The organism is Bacillus infantis, assembly GCF_050107595.1.
Taxonomy (GTDB): Bacteria; Bacillota; Bacilli; order Bacillales; family Cytobacillaceae; genus Bacillus_AB; species Bacillus_AB infantis_C.
Genome location: NZ_JBNILH010000001.1, coordinates 287860 through 311234, shown reverse-complemented (window position 1 = coordinate 311234; position 23375 = coordinate 287860). Strand labels below are relative to the sequence as shown.

Below are 23375 nucleotides of genomic sequence, written 5' to 3'. Positions count from 1 at the left end.
CCTCCTATTTTTTGAAGGTTATTTTTATGTGCTTACCATACTCGCGCTCAATCGTCTCCAATGAAACAATCATGCCTTCCAGCAGAAGCTGGACTTTCTCTTGCGTCTCTTCAGGAAGGTCCTGCGGGATGTCGCATCGGAGAAAGCCGCTGTCTCCCTGTTCGATGTCAGGCTCGACTCCTGTCAGCGCCATGATGCTGTTGATGGCACCGATGGACACTGCAGAAACGCCTGCACATACGATATCTTTGCCATGGTTGGCAAAAAGGGCATGCCCGCTCAATGAAAAGGATCTGACGCGGCCGGCTTCAGTACGAATAATCGTCGTATGGATCATACAGCCAAACCTTATGCGTTGATCTTTTCGATTACAACTTTAGTGAACGGCTGACGATGACCTTGCTTTTTACGATAGTTTTTCTTCGCTTTGTATTTGAAGACAATGATCTTCTTTGCACGGCCTTGTTTTTCAACTTTAGCCGTTACAGTAGCGCCTTCAACTACAGGGCTTCCTACCTTTACATTGTCGCCGCCTACGAATAAAACTTTGTCAAAAGTAACTGTTTCGCCTTCTACAGTGTCCAGCTTTTCGATGAAGATAGCTTGGCCTTCTTCAACTTTGATCTGCTTTCCACCAGTTTCGATAATAGCGTACATGAACTGCACCTCCTTATAGACTAAGACTCGCCAATTGCAGGCGTTTTGCAAAAAAGAGCAAAAGCTTGAATACCTGCTCTGAGCGGTTGTAGCTTGGTGCGCTACAAACATAACATAAGAATACTATCATATATTCAAAGAGTGTGTCAATACATTATCCCAGGTTTAAATCAGGGAGCTTCATTGCTTCTTATGTTTTGATTCAATTTCCATCAGGCTTCCCAGCTGGCGGATCTCATAAAAGGGAGTCCTGGAGTCTTCTGCGGTAAAAAACAGCCTGAGGCCGCATGTTTCTTCCAGTCTTTTCCGGTGGATTCCCTGTTCGCCGGAAAAAACGTCCAGGACATCGGCTGAAAGCCTGACAAGGGCAGCCTCATAATCGCTCCCCCTATGCTCCCAGAGCTCCCGCTCAAGCCGGAAGGCCGCTGTCTCTGCACTGATCATCCGCCCGGTCCCTTCACAGGCCGCACACTTGACTGTGAGCGATTCAGAAAGGGCAGCCCGCGTCTTTTTCCTTGTGATCTGCAAAATGCCAAGCGGGGTGAACCCGACGATCCTCGTTCTCCGTTCATCTTTGCGGAGCTCTTTTTCCATCACCCGTGAAATATGCTGCCGGTCCCTCTCCTCTTTCATATCAATGAAATCAATCAGGATCATGCCGCCAATGTCCCTGAGCCTGATCTGCCTTGCAGCCTCTGCCGCAGCCCATTCATTGGTCCTGAGAACCGTGTCGCGCAGATTTTCCCGGCCGGAATATTTTCCTGTATTCACATCGATGACAGTCAGTGCTTCTGCTTCATCAAAGATAAGATAGGCCCCGTTATCAAGCCAGACGATCCTTTTGAGCGCTTTATCGATTTCCTGGTCAAGATTATAGGCAGAGAAAATGCTTTCCTTTTTATTATAAAAACGCACTTCAGACCCTGCAGCTGTTTTTTCCAGTTTCTGCTTTACAGCGAGGTCGTCAACCAGCACCTCTCCGGCTCCAAGCCTGGCCATCTCAGCGGCTGCTTCCTCCAGAAAGGTTTCTTTTTCAGCAAGCTTTGCAGGCTTTTTTACAGAAGCAGCCGCTTTAGAAAGCTCCCTGTGTTCAGCACGAAGATCCTCCAGTTCTTTTTGAAGCTCTTCTAATGAAGCTCCTTCAGCAGAAGTGCGGAAAATGAGCCCTTCTTCTTCTTCCTTCAGCTTCATCCCTAGAGTCCTCAAATCTTCCCGTACGGATTCATCCCCTATTTTCCTTGAAACGGCCACATACCGGCCAAAGGGCATATAGATTAGCTTCTCGCCCTGGAATTCTATGATATTGGTAAGCCTGGGACCTTTTGTCCCGGCAGCATCTTTTTCAACCTGTACAAGCAGCTTTTCACCTTCACGGACAAAAGAGGAGATTGATTTTCTGTCTTTCACCTCTTTGTCTTCGGTTGAACGCACAAACGATGCGAGCCTGTCGCGGTGCAGAAATCCGCTCTTTTCCTCGCCAAGTTCAACGAATGCAGCATTCATCCCTGGCAGCACCTTTGCGACCGTCCCGAGATAGATGCTGCCGACTGCTGACAGATTTTTGGGCTGGTCGATGATCAGCTTTTCAGGCTTGCCCGATTCATTCAGCACAGCATAGCGTTTTTCCCTTGTTGCATAATTGATGACTAATTTTTTCAACTTTATTCCCCGCTTTAATATATCTAAAAATCTTTGTCTATTATTATCAAGCTTTAATAGGCATAAAGCAAATCAGCCATCCGTGCTGTAGTAAGCTTTTCGGAAAAATAAGCATGCAGGAGCTCATTCTCATCAAGTGCTGCATGCTCCTTCCCATCCTTTTCAACGATGATTGGATGCTTGGTGCCGCGCTGGAAACGCTCCAGCACTTCGACAATCATCTCATCCTCCTTGACGATCAATGGCTTCAATACTTTGAATTCATTCCGGTTCCCATAATAACGCTCCAGCAGGAATCGCATAAAAATAAATCGCCGCTGCTTCCATTCAAAATGCAGGGAAAAAAGCAGGAAGCCGAGCACAATCCAGATATTTGGATTAAGGGGTGCTGCCAGCAGCATAACCGCAGCAAAAATAAGGGCAGCCGCAAGTGAAATCCTTAAGGCCTGTTTGTGGGCATCTGGGAACGCCTTCTTTTGGGAAAGGTATAAAAACAGCAGCTTCCCCCCATCAAGCGGCCAGATAGGCAGGAGATTGAAAATCAGAATCATGATATTATATTGAAAAAAAAGCTCAAACAGTGCCCCGTCCACCACTGACATACTATAAAGAATGTAAGAAAGGGCAATCAGCCAGACATGCTGGAGAGGCCCGGCCAAAATAACGGCCGCTTCTTCCTTCAGCGGCCTGTTTCCATGCTCATCCATTTCGGCTACCCCGCCAAATGGAAGCAATGATATTCTTTTGATTCGCCATGAAAAGCGGGCTGCCGCCCAAGCATGACCCATTTCGTGCACAAAGACAATCAGGAGGAGCATCATCACCTCCTGAAAACGGGCTGTTGCCACTGCCAGCCCGATGACAGCCCACAGCAGGGGATGAATGTGGATATACCGGAATAGACTGAGCATTTTAGTCAAATTGCATCACCTGGATCGGATCGATAAAATCATCGCCTTGCTTTAACGCAAAATAAAAAGACCCTTTGCCGCTCTCCGGCACTTCGGCGGCTGTTCCCACTGCGACACCTTTGCCGATATAATCATAAAGATTGACCTTGATCTCGCTCAAATTCCCATACCATGTCTCAGTTTTATCAGCATGCTGCACAATGACGGTTTTTCCGAATCCTTCTTTATTGCTGGCAAACTTAACAAGCCCCTCTTCTACTGACTCCACATTTGCATCGATTGAGACCTCAATCGTCACCCTCTGGCCTGTCTCATCGAACTCCTCAAGGATTTTGCCGGAGGCTGGGAGAGCATATTCCTGGGCGGGAGCTGACTCGTTCCTCTCCTTTTTTGAATCCGTAAAAGGCACCAGCGCCAAAGGCTCCCCGAACTGCTCTTCATACCATTCCGACACAGCCGCAAACTGAAAATCAGTCTCCATCGTTTTGGCCACAAAGCTTTTGGCCGGCTCAAAGGCTGCCGACGGGTTTTTGAAAAGGATGGCGGTGACCAGCACCAGGCATGCAGAGGCCAGCAGCTTAAAGAAGAATACTTCTTTTTTAAAAAGGGGATGCTCTCCTTCGGGAGAGGTGCCTTCATAGGAAGGCAGCTTTCCAAACCCGTGCTTTTCCTCCTCATCTGCCCAGGGAAGCCTGTGCTGAATCTGTTTATTCATCCGCTCCTGGTCTTTTTTCCGCTTTTCAATTCTTTTGCGTATTTCATCTGCTCTTGAACGCATAATCTCCCCACCTGTCCCTTGACCTGATTTGTACAAGTCTATGAGGTGTTTGAGTGGAGTATGACATTTTGGGGGAGAAAGAGGCGGAGAGATTGGGAGAATATCAACGATTGGGAACAGTTAAAAAAAGCAAACAAAAAAAGCCGGAGATTACCGACTTTTTTGACTGAAGACCAATCGTAAAAAATAGATTTTTTGTTGCGCTTAAGTATGAGGCTGTTGATTTGCGTTCCAGGCACTTCGCTTTCCGCGGGGCGGAGTTGAGCCTCCTCGCGCTGCGCGCTGTGGGGTCTCAACTTTTCCGCTATTTCCCGCAGGAGTCTTCGTGCCTTGCACTCCAATCAACAGGGTTTTTAAACTTTTATGGCACCAAAGTGCTAGGTCATAAGATCATAAACAAATAGAATATCTAAAATTAAAGCTCTTAATAACTTTTGTATTCGAAGCTAGCTTTCTCGCTCCTATTTCACACCAAAGAATTTTTTCAATTTGGTGAACATGCCTGTGTTTTCTTGTTCCAGCTGCTGCAGCGGAACGGCTTCGCCGAGGATGCGGCGGGCGATGTTGCGGTAGGCGACGGATGCTTTGCTGTTTGGGTTGAGTGCAATCGGCTCGCCATGGTTTGATGCTTTGATGACTTCGTCGTCATCGGCTACAATTCCGATCAGGTCGATTGATAGATGGGCGGTGATTTCATCGACATCCAGCATATCGCCATTCTTCATCATATGGCTGCGGATCCTGTTGATGACAAGCCTTGGAGCCTCGACATTCTCTTCCTTTTCAAGCAGGCCGATGATCCTGTCGGCATCACGGACGGCTGAAACCTCCGGAGTCGTCACGACAATCGCCTTGTCTGCTCCGGCAACGGCATTCTTATAGCCCTGTTCAATCCCTGCAGGACAATCGATAATGATATAATCATAGTCCTGCTTCAGCTCTTCTACCAGCTTCTTCATCTGTTCAGGATTCACAGCGGTTTTATCACTTGTCTGGGCAGCAGGCAGCAAATAAAGAAGATCTTCAAAGCGCTTGTCCTTCACAAGAGCCTGGTGGACCTTGCAGCGGCCTTCAATCACATCCACCAGATCATAGATGATGCGGTTCTCAAGCCCCATCACCACATCCAGGTTGCGCAGGCCGATATCTGTATCGACAAGACAGACCCGCTTGCCCTGCAAAGCCAAAGCCGTACCGATGTTGGCGGATGTGGTCGTTTTGCCGACACCGCCTTTGCCTGAAGTAATTACAATAGCTTCTCCCACACTAGTGTCCCCCTTCCAATCTCGTTAAGTTTGGTCTGAGATGCATCAAAACCTGTAATCTATCAACTATCATTTGTTCATTTTCGTCTATGTAGGCACATTCCATTTCCCTCATGTCCTCATCCTTGCTGTGATCAGGCGCCCGGTTGATGCAGTCGCTGATCCTTAGCTGGGAAGGCCTCATCATGCTTGCCGCAATGACAGCCTGCCGGTTTCCGTAGCATCCGGCATGGGCAATTCCCTTCAAGCTTCCCATGATGAAAATGCTTCCTCCCGCCATGACAGTGCCGCCGGGGTTTACATCCCCAATCAGGAGCAGATCGCCTGGAACTTCAAGGACCTGGCCTGAGCGGATGATCTTCGCCACAGACATAATCCCATTTTCTTTTTTCTCCCTGTCAGCTTCTTCCTTAGTCAGGACATTTGAGCTGACAGAATCAACGACAAAATTCTTCTTTGCCCTGATCAAGTCCTTCAGCTCTTCCTCCTGATCAGCGTTAAGATAGCGGTTTCCCGCCTGCACCCTTACAGACATAAGGGGACGGTCAACATTGGTCCTGGCGCTTTCGGAGAGCTTTCTATCCAGCTCCTTTTTCAGGTCCTCATAGGAACAGGAGTCGTCCAGATGAAGAGTCAGGCCGTCCTTTGTCCCTTTTATTGTCACATTCTGAGTTTTCTTCATTGCAAGATGTTCACCTCAATAAGAAAAGCGCAAGCGCCTTGGTCACCCCAAAGGATCGCAGACTAAGAACGCCACGTCCTGTGGCAACGTCTGCATGACCCCCATCCTGGGGGCCTCCGATCCTCCCGGAAAGGCGTCCTTTGCCTTTTTGGGAGGATTGGCTTCTGACCTCGAGGGGGTAGGCGCTGGAGCTAGACAGTGATCAAACTAGAAAAAATATAAACTTTCTTATTTTGATAAGAAAAACCTGGCACTCTGCCAAGTCATTGCCGGCTGACCGGCTCTTCCCATCCCCTTCAGGACAGCTGCGCTGCCTCTGTCAAGGATACAAGCCGTACGCCATACATAGATTCAATGTATGCCTTTTCTGCGGCTCCACATAATACAATTCGACATGAGCTCACAAAATCCTTTTTCGCCTGTGCAGTTTTACCTGCTGTTTCACTATTTTTATCGGCTGGCCACCAGCACTTTCCACATTACTGGCCGTATTCATCAAGCTCGCGTGCGAACTTTTCGAAAAACTTCTTAAAAGGAAAGGACACCACAACGATGAAAGCCAGATTGAGCACAAGCGTCGGCAGGAGCCTTTGCTGCAGGAACACTGAAAACTCCATGTTAGTGCGGTGGATCAGGAAATTCATCTCGTACACACCCAGTTCCAGAAGCGCCAGTTCAAACAGAGTGATAAGGGCAACCACAGCAAGATTGGTATGCAGGATCCGGATGATTTTGGACGCAATATAGGCCAGCAGCGGCAGCATGAATAAATAGATGCCGATGATATCTGTATACACAATATCAAACAGCAGGCCGAAAATCAGTCCATAGATGATCCCATGTTTTTTACTGCCGTAGATGGTCAGGAAAATGATGATGACCGCCAGGAAATGCGGGACCATGATCCGTTTGCTGTTATACAATTCGGCAGACAGCAGCTGGACAAAAACGCTGTCCAGGACGAAAAAGAATAAAACGAGAAGAGGGAGAAGAAACCGTTTCATCTCTATTCCTCCTCTTCTTCCAATATATCCAGGTCAGGCTTCTCCATAGAAAGCTTTGCAACCATCACATGCTCTATATCATAAAAATCCGCCCCAGGCTTCACATAAGCAGTCTGGTTCAGGCCGAACTCATCAGGAACGACTTCCTCTACTACACCGACAGGCAAGCCTGATGGGAATACGCCGCCAAGTCCGGAGGTTGATACAATCTCTCCTTTTTTAATTTCGGCATCATAAGGAATCCGCTTTAGCAAAAGAAGTTTCTTTTTAGTATCATACCCTTCAATCGTCCCATAGATCTTTTCATTAATGACAGCAGAAATCCGGTTGGCAGGATCGGTGCTGCTGAGGAGCTGAACACTGGCGGAAAGAGGGCTTGTATTCTTCACTTTGCCGATCAAGCCGCCGGAGGTTATAACAGCCATATCTTTTTCCAAGCCGTCTTTTTCACCTTTGTTGATGATCAGCGTCTCTTCCCAGCGATCGGGATTTCTCGCAATCACAGTCGCCTGGATGGGCTTATACTTGCTTAAATCACCTTTTTTATCGAGTATCGTCTGCAATTTTTCATTTTCATCCTTCAAGCGCTGGACATCGGCCTCAAGCATAGCAAGCTCATCTAGCCTGCCCTTCAATTCCTTGTTTTCTTCATATGTATTCTGCAAATCTTTTACATTTTCGAAGAATCCGGCAACATAGCTTGCCGGCCTGGAAACGATGGTCTGCGCCCAGCTTGCTGTATCTTTGACAAATTGCTCTGCCCATGAAAGCTTTTCCCTTTCCTTCAGGGAAAAGCCAATTAATGCCACCAGAATAATGATACTGACAAGCAGGATGATCAGGCGTTTATTCAGGAAAAACTGTGGCATGGTTCACACCTCTATTTCTTTAAAAAGAAAGGACTCCAGGATAAAAGCGAATGACTGCTTCATGCCCGGAGCCGCCCTTTTTGTTATTAATAAGAATCTTTGGATTTGTTTTTGAATAAGTGGATATGGTCAAGAGCCTTCCCTGTTCCGATTGCCACACAGTCAAGCGGATTTTCAGCGATGAGCACAGGCATTTTTGTTTCCTCTGCAATCACCTTGTCCAAATTGCGGAGAAGCGCTCCTCCTCCAGTCAGCACAATCCCCCGGTCCATGATATCAGCAGCCAGTTCAGGCGGCGTCTTTTCCAGGGTCACCTTCACGGCATCTACAATGCTATAAACAGTATCACGAAGGGCAGCAGCAATTTCCTCTGCCGTAATTTCGATCGTTTTCGGCAGTCCTGTCAAAAGGTCGCGGCCGCGGATTTCCATGTTTTCAATGCCTTCAGGCTCACCGGCGGAGCCGATCTCCATTTTAATGGCTTCAGCCGTCCGGTCGCCAATCATCAGGTTATAAGTTTTGCGGATATAATTAATGATTGCATCATCCATTTCATCCCCCGCAATACGGATTGACTGGCTTGTAACGATGCCGCCAAGTGAAATGATGGCCACTTCAGTCGTCCCGCCGCCTATGTCGACAACCATGCTTCCTGTTGGCTCCCAAACAGGAAGATTTGCACCGATTGCAGCAGCAAACGGCTCTTCGATCGGATAAGCATCACGTGCACCAGCCTGGCGTGTTGCATCAATGACAGCACGCTGTTCTACAGCTGTTATGCCTGAAGGCACACACACCATCACATAAGGCTTGCCGGCAAAGAAGCCCTTCTTGACAGCCTGTCTGATATAATATTTCATCATAGTAGCAGTTGTTTCATAATCAGCAATGACGCCGTCCTTCATAGGGCGCATCGCTACGACATTCCCCGGCGTACGGCCAATCATATTCTTCGCATCATTGCCGACAGCGACAATACTTTTAGTATCCGTCTGCATGGCAACGACAGAAGGCTCCCTTACAGCAATTCCTTTTCCTTTTACATAAACGAGTGTATTGGCAGTCCCCAAGTCGATCCCAAGATCCCGTGTTCCGATTCCAAACATAGCTGTATCTCCCTTTCTGATACGAAATGCAATTTTTTTAAGGTGATTTTTATATTCGAAGAAGGCTGAAAAAGCAGCCTATTTAGCAGTTGGCAGACTTATTCTAGTCTAAAAAATCATAAATTATATTATATCCTAACAAACGGTAAAATCATAGTGTTATAAATAACCTTTTTCCTTTAAGCTGACATATTTGTTTTCACCGATAATCAAATGATCCAGAACATCAATGCCAATGATTTTCCCGCACTCCGCCAGCCTCTTAGTGACTTCTATATCCTCCCTGCTGGGGGCGGGATCGCCGGAAGGATGGTTATGAATGCAGATAATAGACGCAGCCGACCTCCTGAAGGCCTCCTTAAAAACCTCCCTTGGATGGACAATCGAAGCATTCAGGCTGCCGATAAAAATCGTCTGCTTATGGAGCACCTGATTCTTTGTGTTCAAGTATAGGCAGACAAAATGCTCCTGCGAAAGGAAGCGCATGTCATTCATGACATATTTGGCGCCGTCCTCAGGTGAACGGATCACAAAGCGGTCATCATAGGAGAGGCTGGAAATTCGCCTCCCGATCTCGACCGCGGCCAGCACCTGAATGGCTTTTGCCATGCCGATCCCTTTGATGCTGGTCATCTCATCAAGCGTCGCATCCTTCAGGAGGCGGAGGCCTTCAAAATGGGTGAGAAGCCTGTTTGACAGCTGGAGCACAGACTCCTCTTTAGTCCCGGTCCTGAGCATAAGAGCAAGAAGCTCATGATTGGACAGACTTTCCGGGCCATTCTGGATAAAGCGCTCGCGCGGCCTTTCATCCTGCGGGAAATCACGGATCATCAATGATTCAGTTTTCAATATGGTTCCTCCCTTGCCGGCGGGAAAGGGAGGCAGATGAGCTTGAAGTAATTAAAAAGGCAGTTGGAACCCGGCCTTTTTCAACTCTCTTGCTGTTCTTGAAAGCGGGAGCCCGACGACCGCGAAGTAATCACCGCTGATCCGCTTCACAAGCGTAGCACCGAGACCCTGAATTCCATATGATCCGGCCTTATCGAAGGGCTCGCCGCTTTCGATATATGCCGACTTTTCGTCATCTGTCAGCTCCCAAAATTCCACATCCGTTTTTTCGTAAAATTCAATTTTGCTTTTTTGCGGAGTAAAAATCGATACTCCCGTATAAACCGAATGGACCCTGCCGGACAAACGCGACAGCATATCAAATGCCTCGCCATGCCCATCCGGCTTCCCTAAAATAAGACCGTCTGCAAAGACAATCGTATCCGAACCGATGACAAATGAAGCTGGATTCTTCCTGGCGACAGACTCCGCTTTTCTGGAAGCAAGCTCCATGACAACTTTTTCAGGAAGCATCCCCGGTTCGAATGTTTCGTCCACATCACTGCTGGAGACTTCAAATTTCAGCTGAAGATTTTCAAGAAGTTCTTTTCGCCGCGGAGAAGAAGAGGCTAATATGAGGTTCTGCAAAAAAATCACCCTATCCTTTACTTGTATCATTTTGGGAGATACAAACTAATCGTACCAAAATTTATAGGTTCTAACAATTTTTAAAAGAGTTTTGTCAAAAAAAATAGGAGCTTGTCGAATGATTTCCGACAGCCCCCTATAATGTGCGATATTTCCTGGAAAATATTCACCCTTTTATTAAAGTGCAGTATACGCTGCTATGAATGACAGCAGATGCTGCTGAATTGCGTAGTAGCCTTTTTCATCCGGGTTTTGCTGATAGCTTGCGATCAGCTCTGCTGCTTCTGAAAGCTCCTTCTGCATAACCGCCACACGATCCGCTGAAAGCTTTGATTCATCAAACCCTGCAAGCTGTGCTGATATATCTGCCGCCTGCTTTAATGCTTCTTCCGGTATCGCAGCTCCTGGTGAAGCAGCCCCAACCCCTGAAGCCATGGACGAATATATCCCTGGAGCCGCTTGCAGGAACTTTTTCTCCTCCTCCTGCAGCTTCTCCAGTGTTTTTCCGCCGGCAGCCAATTCCTTGGCGAATGCATCCATGCCCTTGCTCTTATAATCGGTTCCCAGCTGTTTCGCGTCTTCAAGCGACCCTGCAGCCCCAAGGAAGAGATATGATTTTCCTTCCATCTCCAGCAGCTGTGCCGGTGCACCTTTCTCAAAAATCGTGCTTTGGATCTTTTCAGCCGCATCCTTCGTTGAAAAGACACCGCCCTGAACAACGAAAACCGTAAGAGGCTCGAGGGCCAAAGTTCCGCTTCCCGCTTCGCTTTCCTGATCGCTGCTGCTCACACTCCCTGCTGCTGTCTGCGCTGCTTCTTCAGGCTCTTCAGTGCTTCCGTCATGGATCACCATCTTAAGCATCAAAAATCCAAGGCTTGTCCCGAACAGCACAGCAAAGAATACAGAAATCACCACTGATCGGACCAGTGCTTTCTGATTGGAAGGCTTCCCAGGCGAGCTGAAAATACTCCCTTTCTTTCCGCTTCCTTTTTCGGGCTTTTCGGCAACCTTATATTCCTTCGGTTCTGGATCTTCCTCCATGATCTCCGGGAGAATCCAGTCAAACTCATCATCTGCAGCTTCCCTGGCTGGAGCCGCCTCCAATTCAGCCAGGTCTTCGTTTGCTGTCAGAGCCTTCCCCTCTGCCAGCTCTTCTTCCACAATCTCTATGTGCGGCACTTCTTCTACAGAATCTCTTTCCTTTTGAGCCGTTTTGTCTATCACATGCACGGCTTCCCGATCCTTGCCATTCAGCTTGATCGTAATGGTCCGGCCGTTCCCTCGGTTTTCCACAGCTTGTCCTCCCCGTGTCGATTGCTGGATTTGCCTTCATCCTAACACAGGGGCAAAAAAAAATAACAAGACTTTTGTCGTCTTGTTATAGGATGATTTCGTCAAATTTTTCGCAGATGATTGAAGGGCCGCTAGAGATCTCCCTCATCTTCGCTGTTCTTTTTTACTTTTACATCTGCGAAGCTGTTCAACGGATTGCGCTTATTGCCCGGCGGCGGAGAGTCAATCGCTGGAAGCTGCTTCTCCAGCTCTGCCAGTTCCGGCATATAAAAAGCCGAGACTGCTATATTGTAATTGAAAGGCTGTGAATCATTTTCTACAGTGCTGATTTCTTCCTGGCCCTCAAATTCAATCGACTCTACAAGGATGATTCTTTTATTATTTTCCAACGATTCAATAAATCTTTCAAATTCATAATAAGTTGATGACCGGGCAGTTAAGGCCACCGTTATTTTCCTGACTCCTTGAGGCAATGCAGCTGGAACTGTCTCTCCATCAGCAGCAGCCTCAGCAGTTTGGTCTTCGGCAGACTCTACTTCTTCAGTAAGAGTGTCAGCAGCCACTTCTCCTTCTTCAAACTTCATTTCAGCAACAAAGCTGCCGGATACAACTTCAGCTTTTTCGATATCAAGCAAAAGCTGCTCAATCAGCGGCTTGACAGGCACTCTTTTCTGCAGTTCAACAGTACTGCTGAAGCTGTTTGCCTGGCGGCTCGCTGCGTTATTTTCAATTGCAGCAAGAAGCTGCTGTTCCGTTTTAAGTTCTGTTTCTTTTCTATCCAATTCATCGAGCTTCGGACTAAGGAACAAAAAGTACAGGGAACCTGCAGCAATCGCTGCGATCACAACCGATATAGCCAACAGCAGTTTAGGCTTCATATTAATTCGGCTCATATGCCCCCGCTCCCTTCATCAAGGGAATTTTCTGCGTTCTGATCTTCTTCAAAATTGTTATTGATGATAATTTCAAATTCAGCCAGGTATCTAGGCAGAAAACCGGGACCTTCAGCATCAGGAAGTGTATCCTGATCCCCGGTTGTCACGCTGCTTATTGCCGCATCTTTTATCCACGGCGATCCATGGAGCGAATTCAAGTAATAAGCAGCTTCCCTGCTCGAATCAAACTGTACAGCCAGCTGGACAATGCCAGACTGTTCATAAGTAAACGCCTGGATGAAACCTCTTTCCGGCAGCAGCTGGGTCAGTTTCCTGAGGAGGGGAACAGATTTAACTGGATATTCCTTCGCCCACTCTACCGATTGCTGCAGGATTTGGGCAGAGTTGGAGGACTCAAATTCATTAAGCTGTGCTTCAATCGCTGATGCGGTTTCTCTTGCATCATTAATTCTGCTTTGGGCTGATTCAATTTTGCTGCTATAGTGATTTCCAATAAAATAAAAAGCGGCAAAGATCAGACAAACAACTAAAAGAAGTGCCATGGCGGTTATCAATAGGAAAGATCTCTGCTGTTCCTTCTTTTGGAAAAGGTTAATTTCTACTAACATCAGTCCACCTCTTTTAATGCCAGGCCGAGTGCCAAACTATGGGTGCGCGGAATCTGCCCGAATTCTCCCATTTCCATCAGCGGGACAGAAAAACGCCTTTCCATTTCTTCATGGATGCTATTAAGCATAGGATGGTCGCCGCTTAGGAGAATCCTGGTAACTTCCTCTTTTCCTTTAGTGACAGAATACCGATAGAAATCCATCAGTTTGCTGATTTCTTTGTAAATGTCCTCAAAGGAAAACTGTAAATCTTCTATTTCCCCGCTGTATGTAAATTGGGATTTCCCTTCTTTATCCATCTGCCCTTCCCAGGCCCCGTCCGCATTTTCAAGGGGCAGGTGATGCATAAATAAAGGAAACTGCTTGTCAAATATGCTGATATTGACTTTAGTCATATCAAACTGGACAAGCATCAGCTTCTCATCTTTGATGGCAGGATGCGTTTTCCGGTACAGCCTGTACATCGCAAGAGGCGAGATATCGGCTGCCGAGGGCCGCAATTTGGCATCTTCCAGGACATCTGCATAGTCTTTTACCACTTCTTCCGGGGAAGCAAAAATCAGTATTTCTTTGCCTTCTTTCCCTTCCGCCAGGGTCACTGTATCAAAAACCGGATTCTCAAACGGCAGGTGGATGCTTGATCCCAGCTCTAGAAACAGATGGCCTTTTATTTCATCATCATGGATTTCAGGCGGTATGGCGACCTTCCGGATAATCACTACTGAATCAGGGACTGTGAAACGCACTTGCTTCTTATGTATTTTCCAGTCATCAATGCAGTCCTCAAGGATAGACTGGAGGGCCCCTTTATCAAGGATCTTCCCATCTCTAATCACTCCAGCAGGAAGCAGTCGTTCTCCCCATTGCTGGATGTCAAGCGGCTCTATCGCTTTTAATTCAATCATACGGATAGAATAATCATTGATGATGAGGTTGCATATTCGGTTCTTCTTTGAAAAAAAGGATAGAGCCATGAACGATACTCCTTACATATTAAATTCCCAGTGATAAAAATTCCAGGTAAGCGCCGATCAGCTTATCTCCAAAGAAATAAGCCGAAAGGGTCCCGAGGCCAATAAAAGGACCGAAAGGAATCGGCTTTCCTTTTTTGACGATACCGGCAGCCAGACCAATCATGCCAAAGACAGCTCCATAAAGGGTTGCCAGGAAAAAGGACAGAACCACAAGTTTAGTGCCGACAGCAAAGCCGACAAGGGCCATCAGCTTGATGTCTCCTCCGCCCATACCCCCTTTGCTGATCACAGCAATGAACAGAAGGGCAAGGAAAGCAGCGGCACCGCCAAGGAGTCCGTCCCACCATGGAGTCAAAGGTACGAATATCCGTACAAACAAAAAAATTCCTGCAAATACGAGCAGAACTTTATCAGGTATAATCATATACTTTATATCGGAGACAAAAACAATCATAAACAGTGAAATCAGCGTCCAGGCCGCAAAAAGCTCAGATGTCCATCCAAGGACAAGGGGCGCTGCCAAAAAGAGCAGTCCGGTCATCAGCTCTGTCAAAGGATAAATAGGAGAAATGCCCGCCTTGCAGCGGCTGCACTTCCCCCTCTGGAACACATAAGATAATACTGGCACCAGTTCCTTTGCCGTCAGCTGATGTCCGCAGTTCGGACAGGCTGACCGTGGCCGGACAATTGACTCTTTCAGCGGCACCCGGAGCCCTACGACATTGTAGAATGAGCCGAGGACCAGGCCGCAGATGGTGATGTAGGTTAGGAGCACAGTTTACTTCCCCCAATTAAACATTTTAATTGTTATATTATGGAGTTGCAGTTGTACCAATAGATTTTACTCCTTTATCAGCAGCATCAATCTGTTGTATTGTTACATTAGTAAAGGTAACTGTTGTACCACCCTTCTCGCCATCACCATTAATTGTAAACGCTGGTAAAGCGACTGATACATCATCATCAAAAGTTGTTACATTATCAATATACCCAGGCTTTAGATCAGCAAGTGTTACAGTTGTTGCCTCACCGTGTTCAGTATAGTATACCTTAGCTGCATTAATAATTTGAATCGCGTCAGCCTTCACCGCATCAATTTTCGAATTCTCAATAATTTTCCCAATACTAGGAATCGCAATCGCCGCTATAATCCCCAAGATAACAATAACTGCTAAAAGCTCAATCAATGTCAGACCGCGCTGATCTTTTAACTTCTTTTTCAACATTTTTAACATTATTTTCTCTCCTTTAGTAAAAAATAACTATTATATTTGTACTCTATCAGATAAAACTGTTAAAATAAAGACATTTTTTGACAAGTTTTTTAAATTTTCAGGTACCTTGTACCTGGTAACAATTTCATTAGTTTTCTATTACTCACTGCACCTGATTAAAGATATCAAACATCGGAATCATAATTGAAGTCACAATCGTTCCGACCAGTCCAGCCAGAAGGACTATCATCAGCGGTTCAATCAGTGATTTTAGTCTTTCAGTGCTGTTTTCCACTTCTCTTTCATAAAAATCGGCCACTTTGCCAAGCATCGCATCCAATGACCCGGTTTCTTCGCCGATGGCGATCATATGAGAAATAAGAGGAGGAAAAGCCCAGTGGTTCTTCATCGGCACTGTCAATGATTGCCCTTTTTCGAGTGAGTCTCTCGATTGGCGGATGACCCTTGCGATAACCTCGTTTTCGACCACATTTTCTACGATGCCCATAGCCTGGAGGATCGGCACCGAGCTTGTGAACAGGGAACTCAGCGTCCTTGTCATGCGGGCAAGGGCTGCCTTTTGCAGCATCTTCCCAAAGATTGGGACACGAAGCAAAAAGTAATCCAGATAGTATTTTGTTTCTTTATTCTGCCTGATCAGCATAATGCTCCCTGCAAAAAGGATCGCAAGCAGAACAATCACCCACCAGAATCCCTGCATAAAGGTGCTGGCATGCAGCACAAACTGCGTGATGGCCGGCAGTTCACCGCCAAAGTCCGCGAACATTTCCACAAAAGTTGGGACGACTGAAACGAGGAGAAAAATGACTACTCCTATTGCAATGAAAAGCAGGATGATCGGATACGCCATCGCCGAAATGATCTTCTGCCTTGTCTGGTGCTGCTTTTCAAAATGCTCGGCAAGCCTTTCAAGCGTCTCATCAATAGTCCCGCTTGCCTCCCCCGCCCTCATCATATTGATGAAAAGCGGGGTGAATATTTTCTTATGCCTGCTTACAGCACTCGAGAAAGGATTTCCTTCCCTAAGATCCTGCTCTACGTCCAGCAAAGCTTTCCTGAGCGGCTTGCTCTCAGTCTGATCTGCCAGAATCCTTGTGGATTCGACCACAGATACCCCCGCCCTGAGGAGAGTGGAGAATTGCCGCAGATAGATGACGAAATGCTGAAGCTTCACTGGATTTCCGATCGAGATATCTTTTGTCAATGCTGTTTCCTGGACTTCGGTTATATCAACGACACGGATATTTTCTTCTTTAAGCTTGATGATTGCTTCGCGTTTAGATGAAGCGGAGAGCGTTCCGGTTCTTGTTCCGCTCCGGTCCCTGCCGCTGTATTTAAATCGTGCCATTAGCCTGATATCTCCTGTAAGAATGGATCTGCACTTTCTTTAGTAATGACTCCTGCCTGCACCAGTTCCCTGATGCTGGAATCAAGCGTATGCATCCCCTGTGCTCTGGAGGTTTGCATGATATTCGCAATCTGATGGATCTTTTCGCTTCTGATCAGATTGGCGGCAGCCGGATTGTTGATCAATATTTCTGTTGCCGCTTTTCGCCCTTTTTTGTCTGATCTTGAAAAAAGCCTCTGCGAAATGACAGCAACCAGCACAGTCGCCAGCTGCAGCCTTATCTGGGGCTGCTGGGAAGGCGGGAAGACATCAATGATCCGGTTAATAGTTGAAGGGGCACTGGATGTATGCAGTGTGCCGAGGACAAGATGTCCGGTTTCTGCAGCGGTCAGGGCGGTCTGAATCGTTTCCAGGTCCCTCATTTCCCCTACAAGGATGACATCAGGATCCTGGCGCAAGGCCGCACGAAGCCCATTTGCAAAATTATGGGTATCAAAGCCTACTTCCCTTTGGTCAATGATCGAATTTCCATGTTTATGCAAGTATTCAATTGGATCCTCGAGCGTGATGATATGCTTCCTCATCGTCTGGTTCATATATTGAATGAGGGAGGCAAGCGTGGTAGATTTCCCGCTTCCTGTCGGCCCTGTGACAAGCACAAGCCCCTGGGGCTTTTCAGAGATTTTTTTGAGTACGGGAGGAAGCTCCAGTTCTTCAATTGTTGGAATAACCGTCGGGACTACCCGGATGGCTAATGAGGTGCTGGCCCTCTGCAGGTAGGCGTTTACCCTGAAGCGGGAAACACCGATAATCCCATAGGAAAAGTCAAGTTCCCCCTTATCCCTGAATTTATCCCACATGTTTTCTGGAATGATGGATTTTGCCATCATTTCTGTCTGCCCTGGATTAAGGATGTCCCTGCCGTACTTTTTCAGCTCTCCATTGATTCTCATGATGGGCGGCACGCCAACTGTAAGGTGGATATCAGAGGCGCCGAGGTCGAATCCCGCTTTCAGCAATTGGTCTATTCTGTTCATCATTTTGATCTTCCCCTATTCAGGTATGGCAACCCTTAGTACTTCTTCCGTCGTTGTCAGCCCCTGCTTCACCTTTAGAAGGCCGTCATCTATAAGAAACACTGTTTTATGCTTAACAGCAAGCTCCCTGAGGCTTGAGAGGGATTCACCATTCATGATGACCCGCCGGATATCATCATTGACCATCAATACCTCATGGATAGCCATTCGTCCTTTATAGCCTGTCATATTGCAGGAGGAACATCCTCTGCCCCTGGTGATTTTTTCAATTTTCATGCCTCTTCTGGCGAATATCTCTATCTCCCTTTTGGAAGGGGCCTCTTCTTGTGCACAGTCGCGGCAGACCTTTCTCACGAGCCTTTGCGCTACAATCCCGCTGACTGAAGACGCAACCAGAAACGGCTCCACTCCCATATCAATCAGCCTGGTTATTGTTCCGATCGAATCGTTCGTATGGAGGGTGCTCAAAACAAGATGGCCTGTCAGCGAGGCCCGTATGGCAACCTCGACCGTTTCTTTATCCCTTATCTCCCCTACCATAATGATGTTCGGGTCCTGCCTCAATATGGAGCGCAGCCCCTTTGCAAAAGTCATGCCGACATTGGAGTTTACCTGAATCTGGTTGATCCCTTCGACCTGGTACTCCACCGGATCTTCAATCGTGATGATATTGACTTCTTCAGTGTTCAGCTTGTTTAAAGCCGCGTAAAGAGTTGACGATTTACCCGATCCTGTCGGCCCTGTAATCAAGACGATTCCGGTAGGCTTTTCTATCAGGCTGCTGAATCTTTTGAAATTCAGGGAGTTAAAGCCCAATTTGTTCAGGTCATTGAGGGAGCTGCCAAGATCAAGTATCCTCATGACAATCTTTTCGCCGTAAACAGTCGGAAGAGTGGAAACCCTTAAATCAACCGGGTAAAAGTCCAGGTTGATTTTAATTCTGCCGTCCTGTGGGATGCGATGTTCTGTAATATCGAGGTTGGACATGATTTTTATCCGCGCAGAAAGTACACTCTGCATATGTTTTGGAAGAATCCTTTCAATTCTTAGAACTCCGTCGACCCGGTATCTGATCACCACTTTCGTTTCCTGAGGGTCTATATGTATATCGCTGGCTTTCAGCGATACAGCATTGGAAAGAAGCTGGTTGACCAGTTTAACTACAGGAGAATCCTGATCCAGCATTGCTTCTTCTTTCACTGTTTCCGGCTGGGGGAGGTCGCCGATCAGCTCTTCAAATCCTTCGTCAATATCGTAATATTTGTTGATTGACCTTAAAATATCATCTTTAGAAGCAATTGCCGTTTCTATCTGAAATCCTGTGGAAAGCCGCAGATCATCAATCGTAAAAAAGTCCATCGGATCGGCCATGGCAACAAAAAGCCTATCCCCCTCTTTTTTTAAGGGGATAAGAAGCTTTCTTTTGGCTGTTTCTTTAGAGATTACATTGAACAACTTTGTATCAAAGGGGTATCTGTATAAGCTTATATGTGGGATTCCAAGCTGGAATTCCAGCACTTCAATCAGCTGCTGTTCAGTGATATATCCCCTCTGGAGAAGGGCATCCCCCAACTTTTGCCCATCGCTTTTTTCCCTAAGTGCAGCCTGAAGCTGATCTTCAGATATGAGGCCGGACTCCACCAGCAGGTCTCCCAGCCTTTTCCGGGTTTGCTTCATGATTATTCCCCGCTTTACCTTTTATTTCGGTTCTTCATTGGGCTTGCCCCATAAAGAGTCATCTTCACTTTCAGAACTTCCGCCTTCTTGATCTGCCGATGTATTTTCCTTATCGCCGGTTTTCTTTGGATCTTCAGGAGAAATATCACCTATACTGCTTCCGCCGGATTCCTGTCCCTCTGCCGATTCAGAACTTGTTCCCGATTCTTCATCCACAGCTTCTTCGGAATCTTCAGTTTCCAGCAGCGGCTCCTCATCTTCAGCCAGGTCCTCCAGCCCGTAGACTTCTATACGGTGTACAGGCGGATAGAAATCTTCCGAGATGGACTCTCTTTCAAGAAGTTCCCCTTTCTCATCATAGACTTCACGAATTACCCTGATTAATTTGCCATTCTTGCCTTCTTGCTTGACTTTTACTTCGTTTGGCCCCAGCAGGGGATTATACTGCTTAATAATCCTTGGCTTGAAGGATTCCTGGTCTGCCGTATTGACAATATACTTATTCAGGAAGCTTTCGCCTTCAAGGCTGACGGTGACTCTGGACGATTCAATCACTACTTCAAGGAAGTAGCTTGTCTTATTGGGATTTGCAATGACCAGATCTTCGTTCCGCCCTGGATCGACTTTTGCCTCAAATCCCGGCTTTGCATATTGAGGAAGCTTTTCTCCAATATGCCTTTCAATTATGGCAAAATTCGCAGGAAGGACTGCCCCATAAATTCCCGTTCCGATGGCACTATAAAGAAGGGCATTCAAAGGCTGGCCTTCTTCTCGCGCATCAAGAAATTCAAGAAGTGAAAAATTGGACTCTGCCAGCACCTCCGCCTTAAACGTTTCAGGCTGGGCTTTCACCCCTTCAGGAAGGCCGACCACCACACTATTGATTACACCGCCGCCATCTGCTTGATTCAACAGATAGTTTTCCAGATTGATAGTATGGATGCCCGGATTCAGATTTTTTGCAAACAGCAGCAGATCAGATTTCAACCGCTGCAAATCAGTCTCCCCAGGCTGCAGTGCAGGGGATATATTAAGCAGGAAATCTGTCAGGATATCATTATCAATATCTGCAAAAAGAAAGTTCTGCTGTCCATCTTCAATCTGCTGGATAGACTGCTCAACCGAAAAGTTTATGAGTGACAGATCAAAAGGTACCGTTTTCTCTTTATAAACCATAAGCAGCTCTGCGGTTTCAAGCCAGCTTGTAATCTGCTTGTCCGCCGCTTCCATGGCCCCGGACTCAGTGCTCCCCGCAAGGTCTACAGAGGCAATGGCTGTTCCGCTGGAAAAAAGATTCCTTGTCTGCAGCGAGTCGACTGCCATTGCCCCAAACCGGGAAAAACCGTATATAAAGAAGGTGCAGGCAATTAAAACGAGGAACAGCTTAACTCCATGCTGATTCTTCATTAAAGCACACCCCTTCCATTATGCTTCCACATTGAAAGATAATTCGACGACAGTGCTGGGGCCTTCCTCCTGGGCCTTTTCAATATCTTGAGAAGTGAGGATTGTTCCTGCCGGTATAAGAATATCCCCTGATTTTGCAAGAATATCCTCAGTAACCTTCCTTCCATTTAAAAGCTCTACTTGTTTTTCTCTCAGTTCCCTTAAATCTCCTTCGCTTTCCATAACAGCACTGAGTGACTCAATAGTTTCCCGGCTTTCCGGCAGTTCTTTATCCTTTGCAGGAGAAAGCTCTCCGGCGTTTTCAAGAAAATGGGAAGCTGCATCCTCTTTTACAATGATAATATCTTTCCCGAACGTGACTACTATTTCAGAGGATAAAACAGCTTCCCGGCTGGAAAGCTTAAGCTCCATTCCCAAAATCTGCCCCGTGTCCTGGTTCACATAATACTCCTGAACTTCTCCCAGCAGTTCCCCTTTCCTGGTCATAACACGCGTATTCGTTATTTTGATTTTCTTATTGACAAGCTGATTGGCAATAGGGATCTCATTTAAGTCGATCACGGCATTTTCGCTTTCAACTGTAACAGCATACTCCCCGATTCCAACTACCTTTTTAAAAGGAATAGCCTTCACACTCACTTGAAAATCTTCGTGTTCAATTGTGAGAAAATCTACTGAACCTTTATCTGGATTGATAACCAGGGATTTTACTATGCCAATTTGATTGCCGTCAGAAATGCTAATAATCGGAAGCCCGCTTATTTCAATACTTTTCTTCATTATTTTCACCATACCTATTTAGAATTCCACGAATCTGCAAGAACGGATTGCGGTTTATTGATTGCTGTATTTCTGGACCAAAAAGTTAATTTCTTCTTTAATTAAAGGAACTCCGCCAGACTTTGAAGACAGATCCTGAAGAAGCTCCTGCAGCTTATCAAGCTCTTTGGTTTGTATATAATGTTCAATCAGGAGGCTGGCAAAAGAGTAGTAATGCTTAAAATCGAGATTAGGCTTCAGCTGCTCTTTTAGAATACTCTCGTATTCATATTGCCCAATGCTATGTCTGGAGAGCCGGAGCTGCGATACGACCGACAGAATCATTTGCTGCTGAAGCTCAATTTTGCCCTTCTTCCTTCTTAGCAGATCCTCTTTTTCCCATGCCGATTCAGGCTCTGTTTCAGCGGAACCTCCCGATTCTGCATCCCCTTCTATCGGCTCATGGGTATAGGCCTCACCTGATTGGCCTGGCAGTTCTTCCATCTCGCTTTCATTCTGACCGAATGGAGCTTCGATTATTTCAAGCTCTTCCCATTCACTCTGTTCCTGAATAAAGGCTTCAGAATGGCCGGATGGTTCTGCTTGTATTATTTCCCCATTAGGCTCATCTATTTGTTCATTTTCCGTTTCTTGACCATCCAGTACCGGTGCGGTGGCTATAGAATCTTCATGTTCTTGCGCTGATACATCTGCTGCTTTCACTTCAGTTTCATCATCACCAGGCAGCGCAAGCCCTTCTATTTCTGTCAGGTTGCTGCCGTTAAGGACATCCGCCGGTTCAGAAGTCTTATCAAGCTCTTCTGCATAATTGCTTTCACTGCCTGTCTCTGCGGAAGGTTCATCTTCACCTTCAAGTTCCATAAGCTCTTCTATTTCTGAGAGATGGCTGCCGGAAAAGACATCCGCTGGTTCAGAAGTCCTATCTAGCATTTCCGCATCATTTCCTTCACTGCCTGTCTCTGCGGAGGAGGCGTCTATACCATCCATAAGTTCTTCTATCTCTGAGAGATAACTGAAGGAATCTTCCGAAAGGTTTTCTTCGTTTTTTTCAAAGGCTTCCTGTTCTTCATCTCCCTTTGCCATCTGATCAATCTTTTTCTCCAAAAATTCCAGATCATCAAGCAGCTCGGCTGCTTCTTCAGCTTCACCTGGATATTCTGTCCCACTTTCACTGACTTCTTGGCTGTCTTCCATCTCCAATTCATGGCTTTCTTCCAGTTGCCATGAATCCAGAATATCCGTTGTTTCTTCTGTTACAGAATCCGCTGGCGCCTGGAAAGATTCATATTCTTCCGTCTCTGAATTTAAACTGCCTTCAATGTCTGACCCGGCACCCTCTTCAGAGCTGTTTCCCAATTCTATGTAATACTCATTATTTTCTGGCTGATGGTCCTGTTCTCTTTCCCTTTCTTCTCCGGAGCTTTCATACCCCAGCTGAAAAAAGCTTGCCAGCTTCTTTTCCAAAAGATAAGCAGTTACCAAAGCCAAGAGGCACACAAGCAGCAGTGACTGCCATACATGAAACTGTACGCTTGCCAGCATTGCCAGCAAAGACAGAAAAAAAGAGGCAGCAATCAGCAAAATCTTCCCTTTTCCTGAGATGCCCAGCGGCAAAAAATAAAAAATGGGCAATAACAGCAATAATGAGGCCAGAGCAAATACAAAAGATTCCAAACCTTCACCTCTTTTTGATAAAATAATAGGAAAAAATGC

Annotated in this window: 24 protein-coding genes and 1 other annotated feature; all 24 genes read right to left on the bottom strand. The window is 46.5% G+C overall.

Going from position 1 to position 23375, the window contains the following annotated elements:
• Positions 1 to 4: 4 nt before the first annotated feature.
• Positions 5 to 337, bottom strand: a complete 333-nt coding sequence (locus ACQCVH_RS01515) for a ribosomal-processing cysteine protease Prp (RefSeq protein ID WP_009796104.1) — start codon at positions 335 to 337, stop codon at positions 5 to 7.
• 11 nt (positions 338 to 348) lie between these two features.
• Positions 349 to 657, bottom strand: coding sequence for a 50S ribosomal protein L21 (rplU, locus tag ACQCVH_RS01510; RefSeq protein WP_009796103.1), 309 nt, complete (start codon positions 655 to 657; stop codon positions 349 to 351).
• A 13-nt stretch (positions 658 to 670) separates the two neighbouring features.
• Positions 671 to 755 (bottom strand) — a sequence feature (ribosomal protein L21 leader region).
• A gap of 82 nt (positions 756 to 837) precedes the next feature.
• Positions 838 to 2316, bottom strand: a complete 1479-nt coding sequence (locus ACQCVH_RS01505) for an Rne/Rng family ribonuclease (RefSeq protein WP_426834149.1) — start codon at positions 2314 to 2316, stop codon at positions 838 to 840.
• 53 nt (positions 2317 to 2369) lie between these two features.
• Entirely contained in the window at positions 2370 to 3236 is an 867-nt protein-coding gene (locus ACQCVH_RS01500) for a M50 family metallopeptidase (protein WP_426834148.1), read from the bottom strand.
• Positions 3229 to 4005 (bottom strand): peptidoglycan DD-metalloendopeptidase family protein, encoded by a 777-nt coding sequence (locus ACQCVH_RS01495; protein ID WP_426834147.1) that lies wholly within the window; start codon positions 4003 to 4005, stop codon positions 3229 to 3231. Before ACQCVH_RS01495 ends, ACQCVH_RS01500 begins: the two co-directional genes overlap by 8 nt.
• 461 nt (positions 4006 to 4466) lie before the next feature.
• Positions 4467 to 5270: a septum site-determining protein MinD gene (minD, locus tag ACQCVH_RS01490; RefSeq protein ID WP_426834146.1), complete on the bottom strand. Its 804-nt coding sequence runs from the start codon at positions 5268 to 5270 to the stop codon at positions 4467 to 4469.
• Position 5271: 1 nt separating this feature from the next.
• The gene (gene minC / locus ACQCVH_RS01485) at positions 5272 to 5952 is read right to left on the bottom strand and encodes a septum site-determining protein MinC (protein WP_426834145.1); all 681 of its coding nucleotides are present in this window, start codon (positions 5950 to 5952) and stop codon (positions 5272 to 5274) included.
• 479 nt (positions 5953 to 6431) lie between these two features.
• Positions 6432 to 6956, bottom strand: a complete 525-nt coding sequence (gene mreD / locus ACQCVH_RS01480; RefSeq protein ID WP_009796094.1) for a rod shape-determining protein MreD — start codon at positions 6954 to 6956, stop codon at positions 6432 to 6434.
• 2 nt (positions 6957 to 6958) lie between these two features.
• A complete protein-coding gene (gene mreC / locus ACQCVH_RS01475) occupies positions 6959 to 7825 on the bottom strand; it encodes a rod shape-determining protein MreC (RefSeq protein WP_224898680.1) in 867 nt (288 codons plus the stop codon).
• Positions 7826 to 7911: 86 nt separating this feature from the next.
• Positions 7912 to 8931, bottom strand: a complete 1020-nt coding sequence (locus ACQCVH_RS01470; protein ID WP_224898677.1) for a rod shape-determining protein — start codon at positions 8929 to 8931, stop codon at positions 7912 to 7914.
• 159 nt (positions 8932 to 9090) lie between these two features.
• A complete protein-coding gene (radC, locus tag ACQCVH_RS01465) occupies positions 9091 to 9762 on the bottom strand; it encodes a RadC family protein (RefSeq protein ID WP_009796091.1) in 672 nt (223 codons plus the stop codon).
• A gap of 69 nt (positions 9763 to 9831) precedes the next feature.
• A complete protein-coding gene (locus ACQCVH_RS01460; RefSeq protein ID WP_426834144.1) occupies positions 9832 to 10407 on the bottom strand; it encodes a Maf family protein in 576 nt (191 codons plus the stop codon).
• Between the two features lie 177 nt (positions 10408 to 10584).
• A complete protein-coding gene (locus tag ACQCVH_RS01455; protein WP_426834143.1) occupies positions 10585 to 11700 on the bottom strand; it encodes a hypothetical protein in 1116 nt (371 codons plus the stop codon).
• A 131-nt stretch (positions 11701 to 11831) separates the two neighbouring features.
• Entirely contained in the window at positions 11832 to 12593 is a 762-nt protein-coding gene (locus ACQCVH_RS01450; RefSeq protein ID WP_426834142.1) for a pilus assembly protein PilO, read from the bottom strand.
• The gene (locus ACQCVH_RS01445; protein WP_426834141.1) at positions 12590 to 13204 is read right to left on the bottom strand and encodes a PilN domain-containing protein; all 615 of its coding nucleotides are present in this window, start codon (positions 13202 to 13204) and stop codon (positions 12590 to 12592) included. The genes ACQCVH_RS01450 and ACQCVH_RS01445 overlap by 4 nt, the downstream gene beginning before the upstream one ends.
• On the bottom strand, positions 13204 to 14178 hold the full coding sequence (gene pilM / locus ACQCVH_RS01440) for a type IV pilus biogenesis protein PilM (RefSeq protein ID WP_426834140.1): 975 nt from the start codon (positions 14176 to 14178) through the stop codon (positions 13204 to 13206). The genes ACQCVH_RS01445 and pilM overlap by 1 nt, the downstream gene beginning before the upstream one ends.
• Before the next feature lie 19 nt (positions 14179 to 14197).
• Entirely contained in the window at positions 14198 to 14953 is a 756-nt protein-coding gene (locus ACQCVH_RS01435; RefSeq protein WP_426834139.1) for a prepilin peptidase, read from the bottom strand.
• A gap of 37 nt (positions 14954 to 14990) precedes the next feature.
• Positions 14991 to 15413 carry a type II secretion system protein gene (locus ACQCVH_RS01430; protein ID WP_426834138.1) on the bottom strand — a complete coding sequence of 141 codons (423 nt, stop codon included), beginning with the start codon at positions 15411 to 15413 and terminating at the stop codon, positions 14991 to 14993.
• A gap of 142 nt (positions 15414 to 15555) precedes the next feature.
• The gene (locus tag ACQCVH_RS01425; protein ID WP_426834137.1) at positions 15556 to 16761 is read right to left on the bottom strand and encodes a type II secretion system F family protein; all 1206 of its coding nucleotides are present in this window, start codon (positions 16759 to 16761) and stop codon (positions 15556 to 15558) included.
• Positions 16761 to 17801: a type IV pilus twitching motility protein PilT gene (locus tag ACQCVH_RS01420; RefSeq protein WP_426834136.1), complete on the bottom strand. Its 1041-nt coding sequence runs from the start codon at positions 17799 to 17801 to the stop codon at positions 16761 to 16763. The genes ACQCVH_RS01425 and ACQCVH_RS01420 overlap by 1 nt, the downstream gene beginning before the upstream one ends.
• 12 nt (positions 17802 to 17813) lie before the next feature.
• Positions 17814 to 19475, bottom strand: coding sequence for a GspE/PulE family protein (locus ACQCVH_RS01415; protein WP_426834135.1), 1662 nt, complete (start codon positions 19473 to 19475; stop codon positions 17814 to 17816).
• 21 nt (positions 19476 to 19496) lie between these two features.
• The gene (locus tag ACQCVH_RS01410) at positions 19497 to 20882 is read right to left on the bottom strand and encodes a G5 domain-containing protein (RefSeq protein WP_426834134.1); all 1386 of its coding nucleotides are present in this window, start codon (positions 20880 to 20882) and stop codon (positions 19497 to 19499) included.
• An 18-nt stretch (positions 20883 to 20900) separates the two neighbouring features.
• Complete coding sequence (locus ACQCVH_RS01405) at positions 20901 to 21662, bottom strand: PRC-barrel domain-containing protein (protein WP_426834133.1); 762 nt, start codon at positions 21660 to 21662, stop codon at positions 20901 to 20903.
• A gap of 54 nt (positions 21663 to 21716) precedes the next feature.
• Positions 21717 to 23336, bottom strand: a complete 1620-nt coding sequence (locus ACQCVH_RS01400) for a putative sodium/potassium/calcium exchanger (protein ID WP_426834132.1) — start codon at positions 23334 to 23336, stop codon at positions 21717 to 21719.
• Between the last annotated feature and the right edge of the window lie 39 nt (positions 23337 to 23375).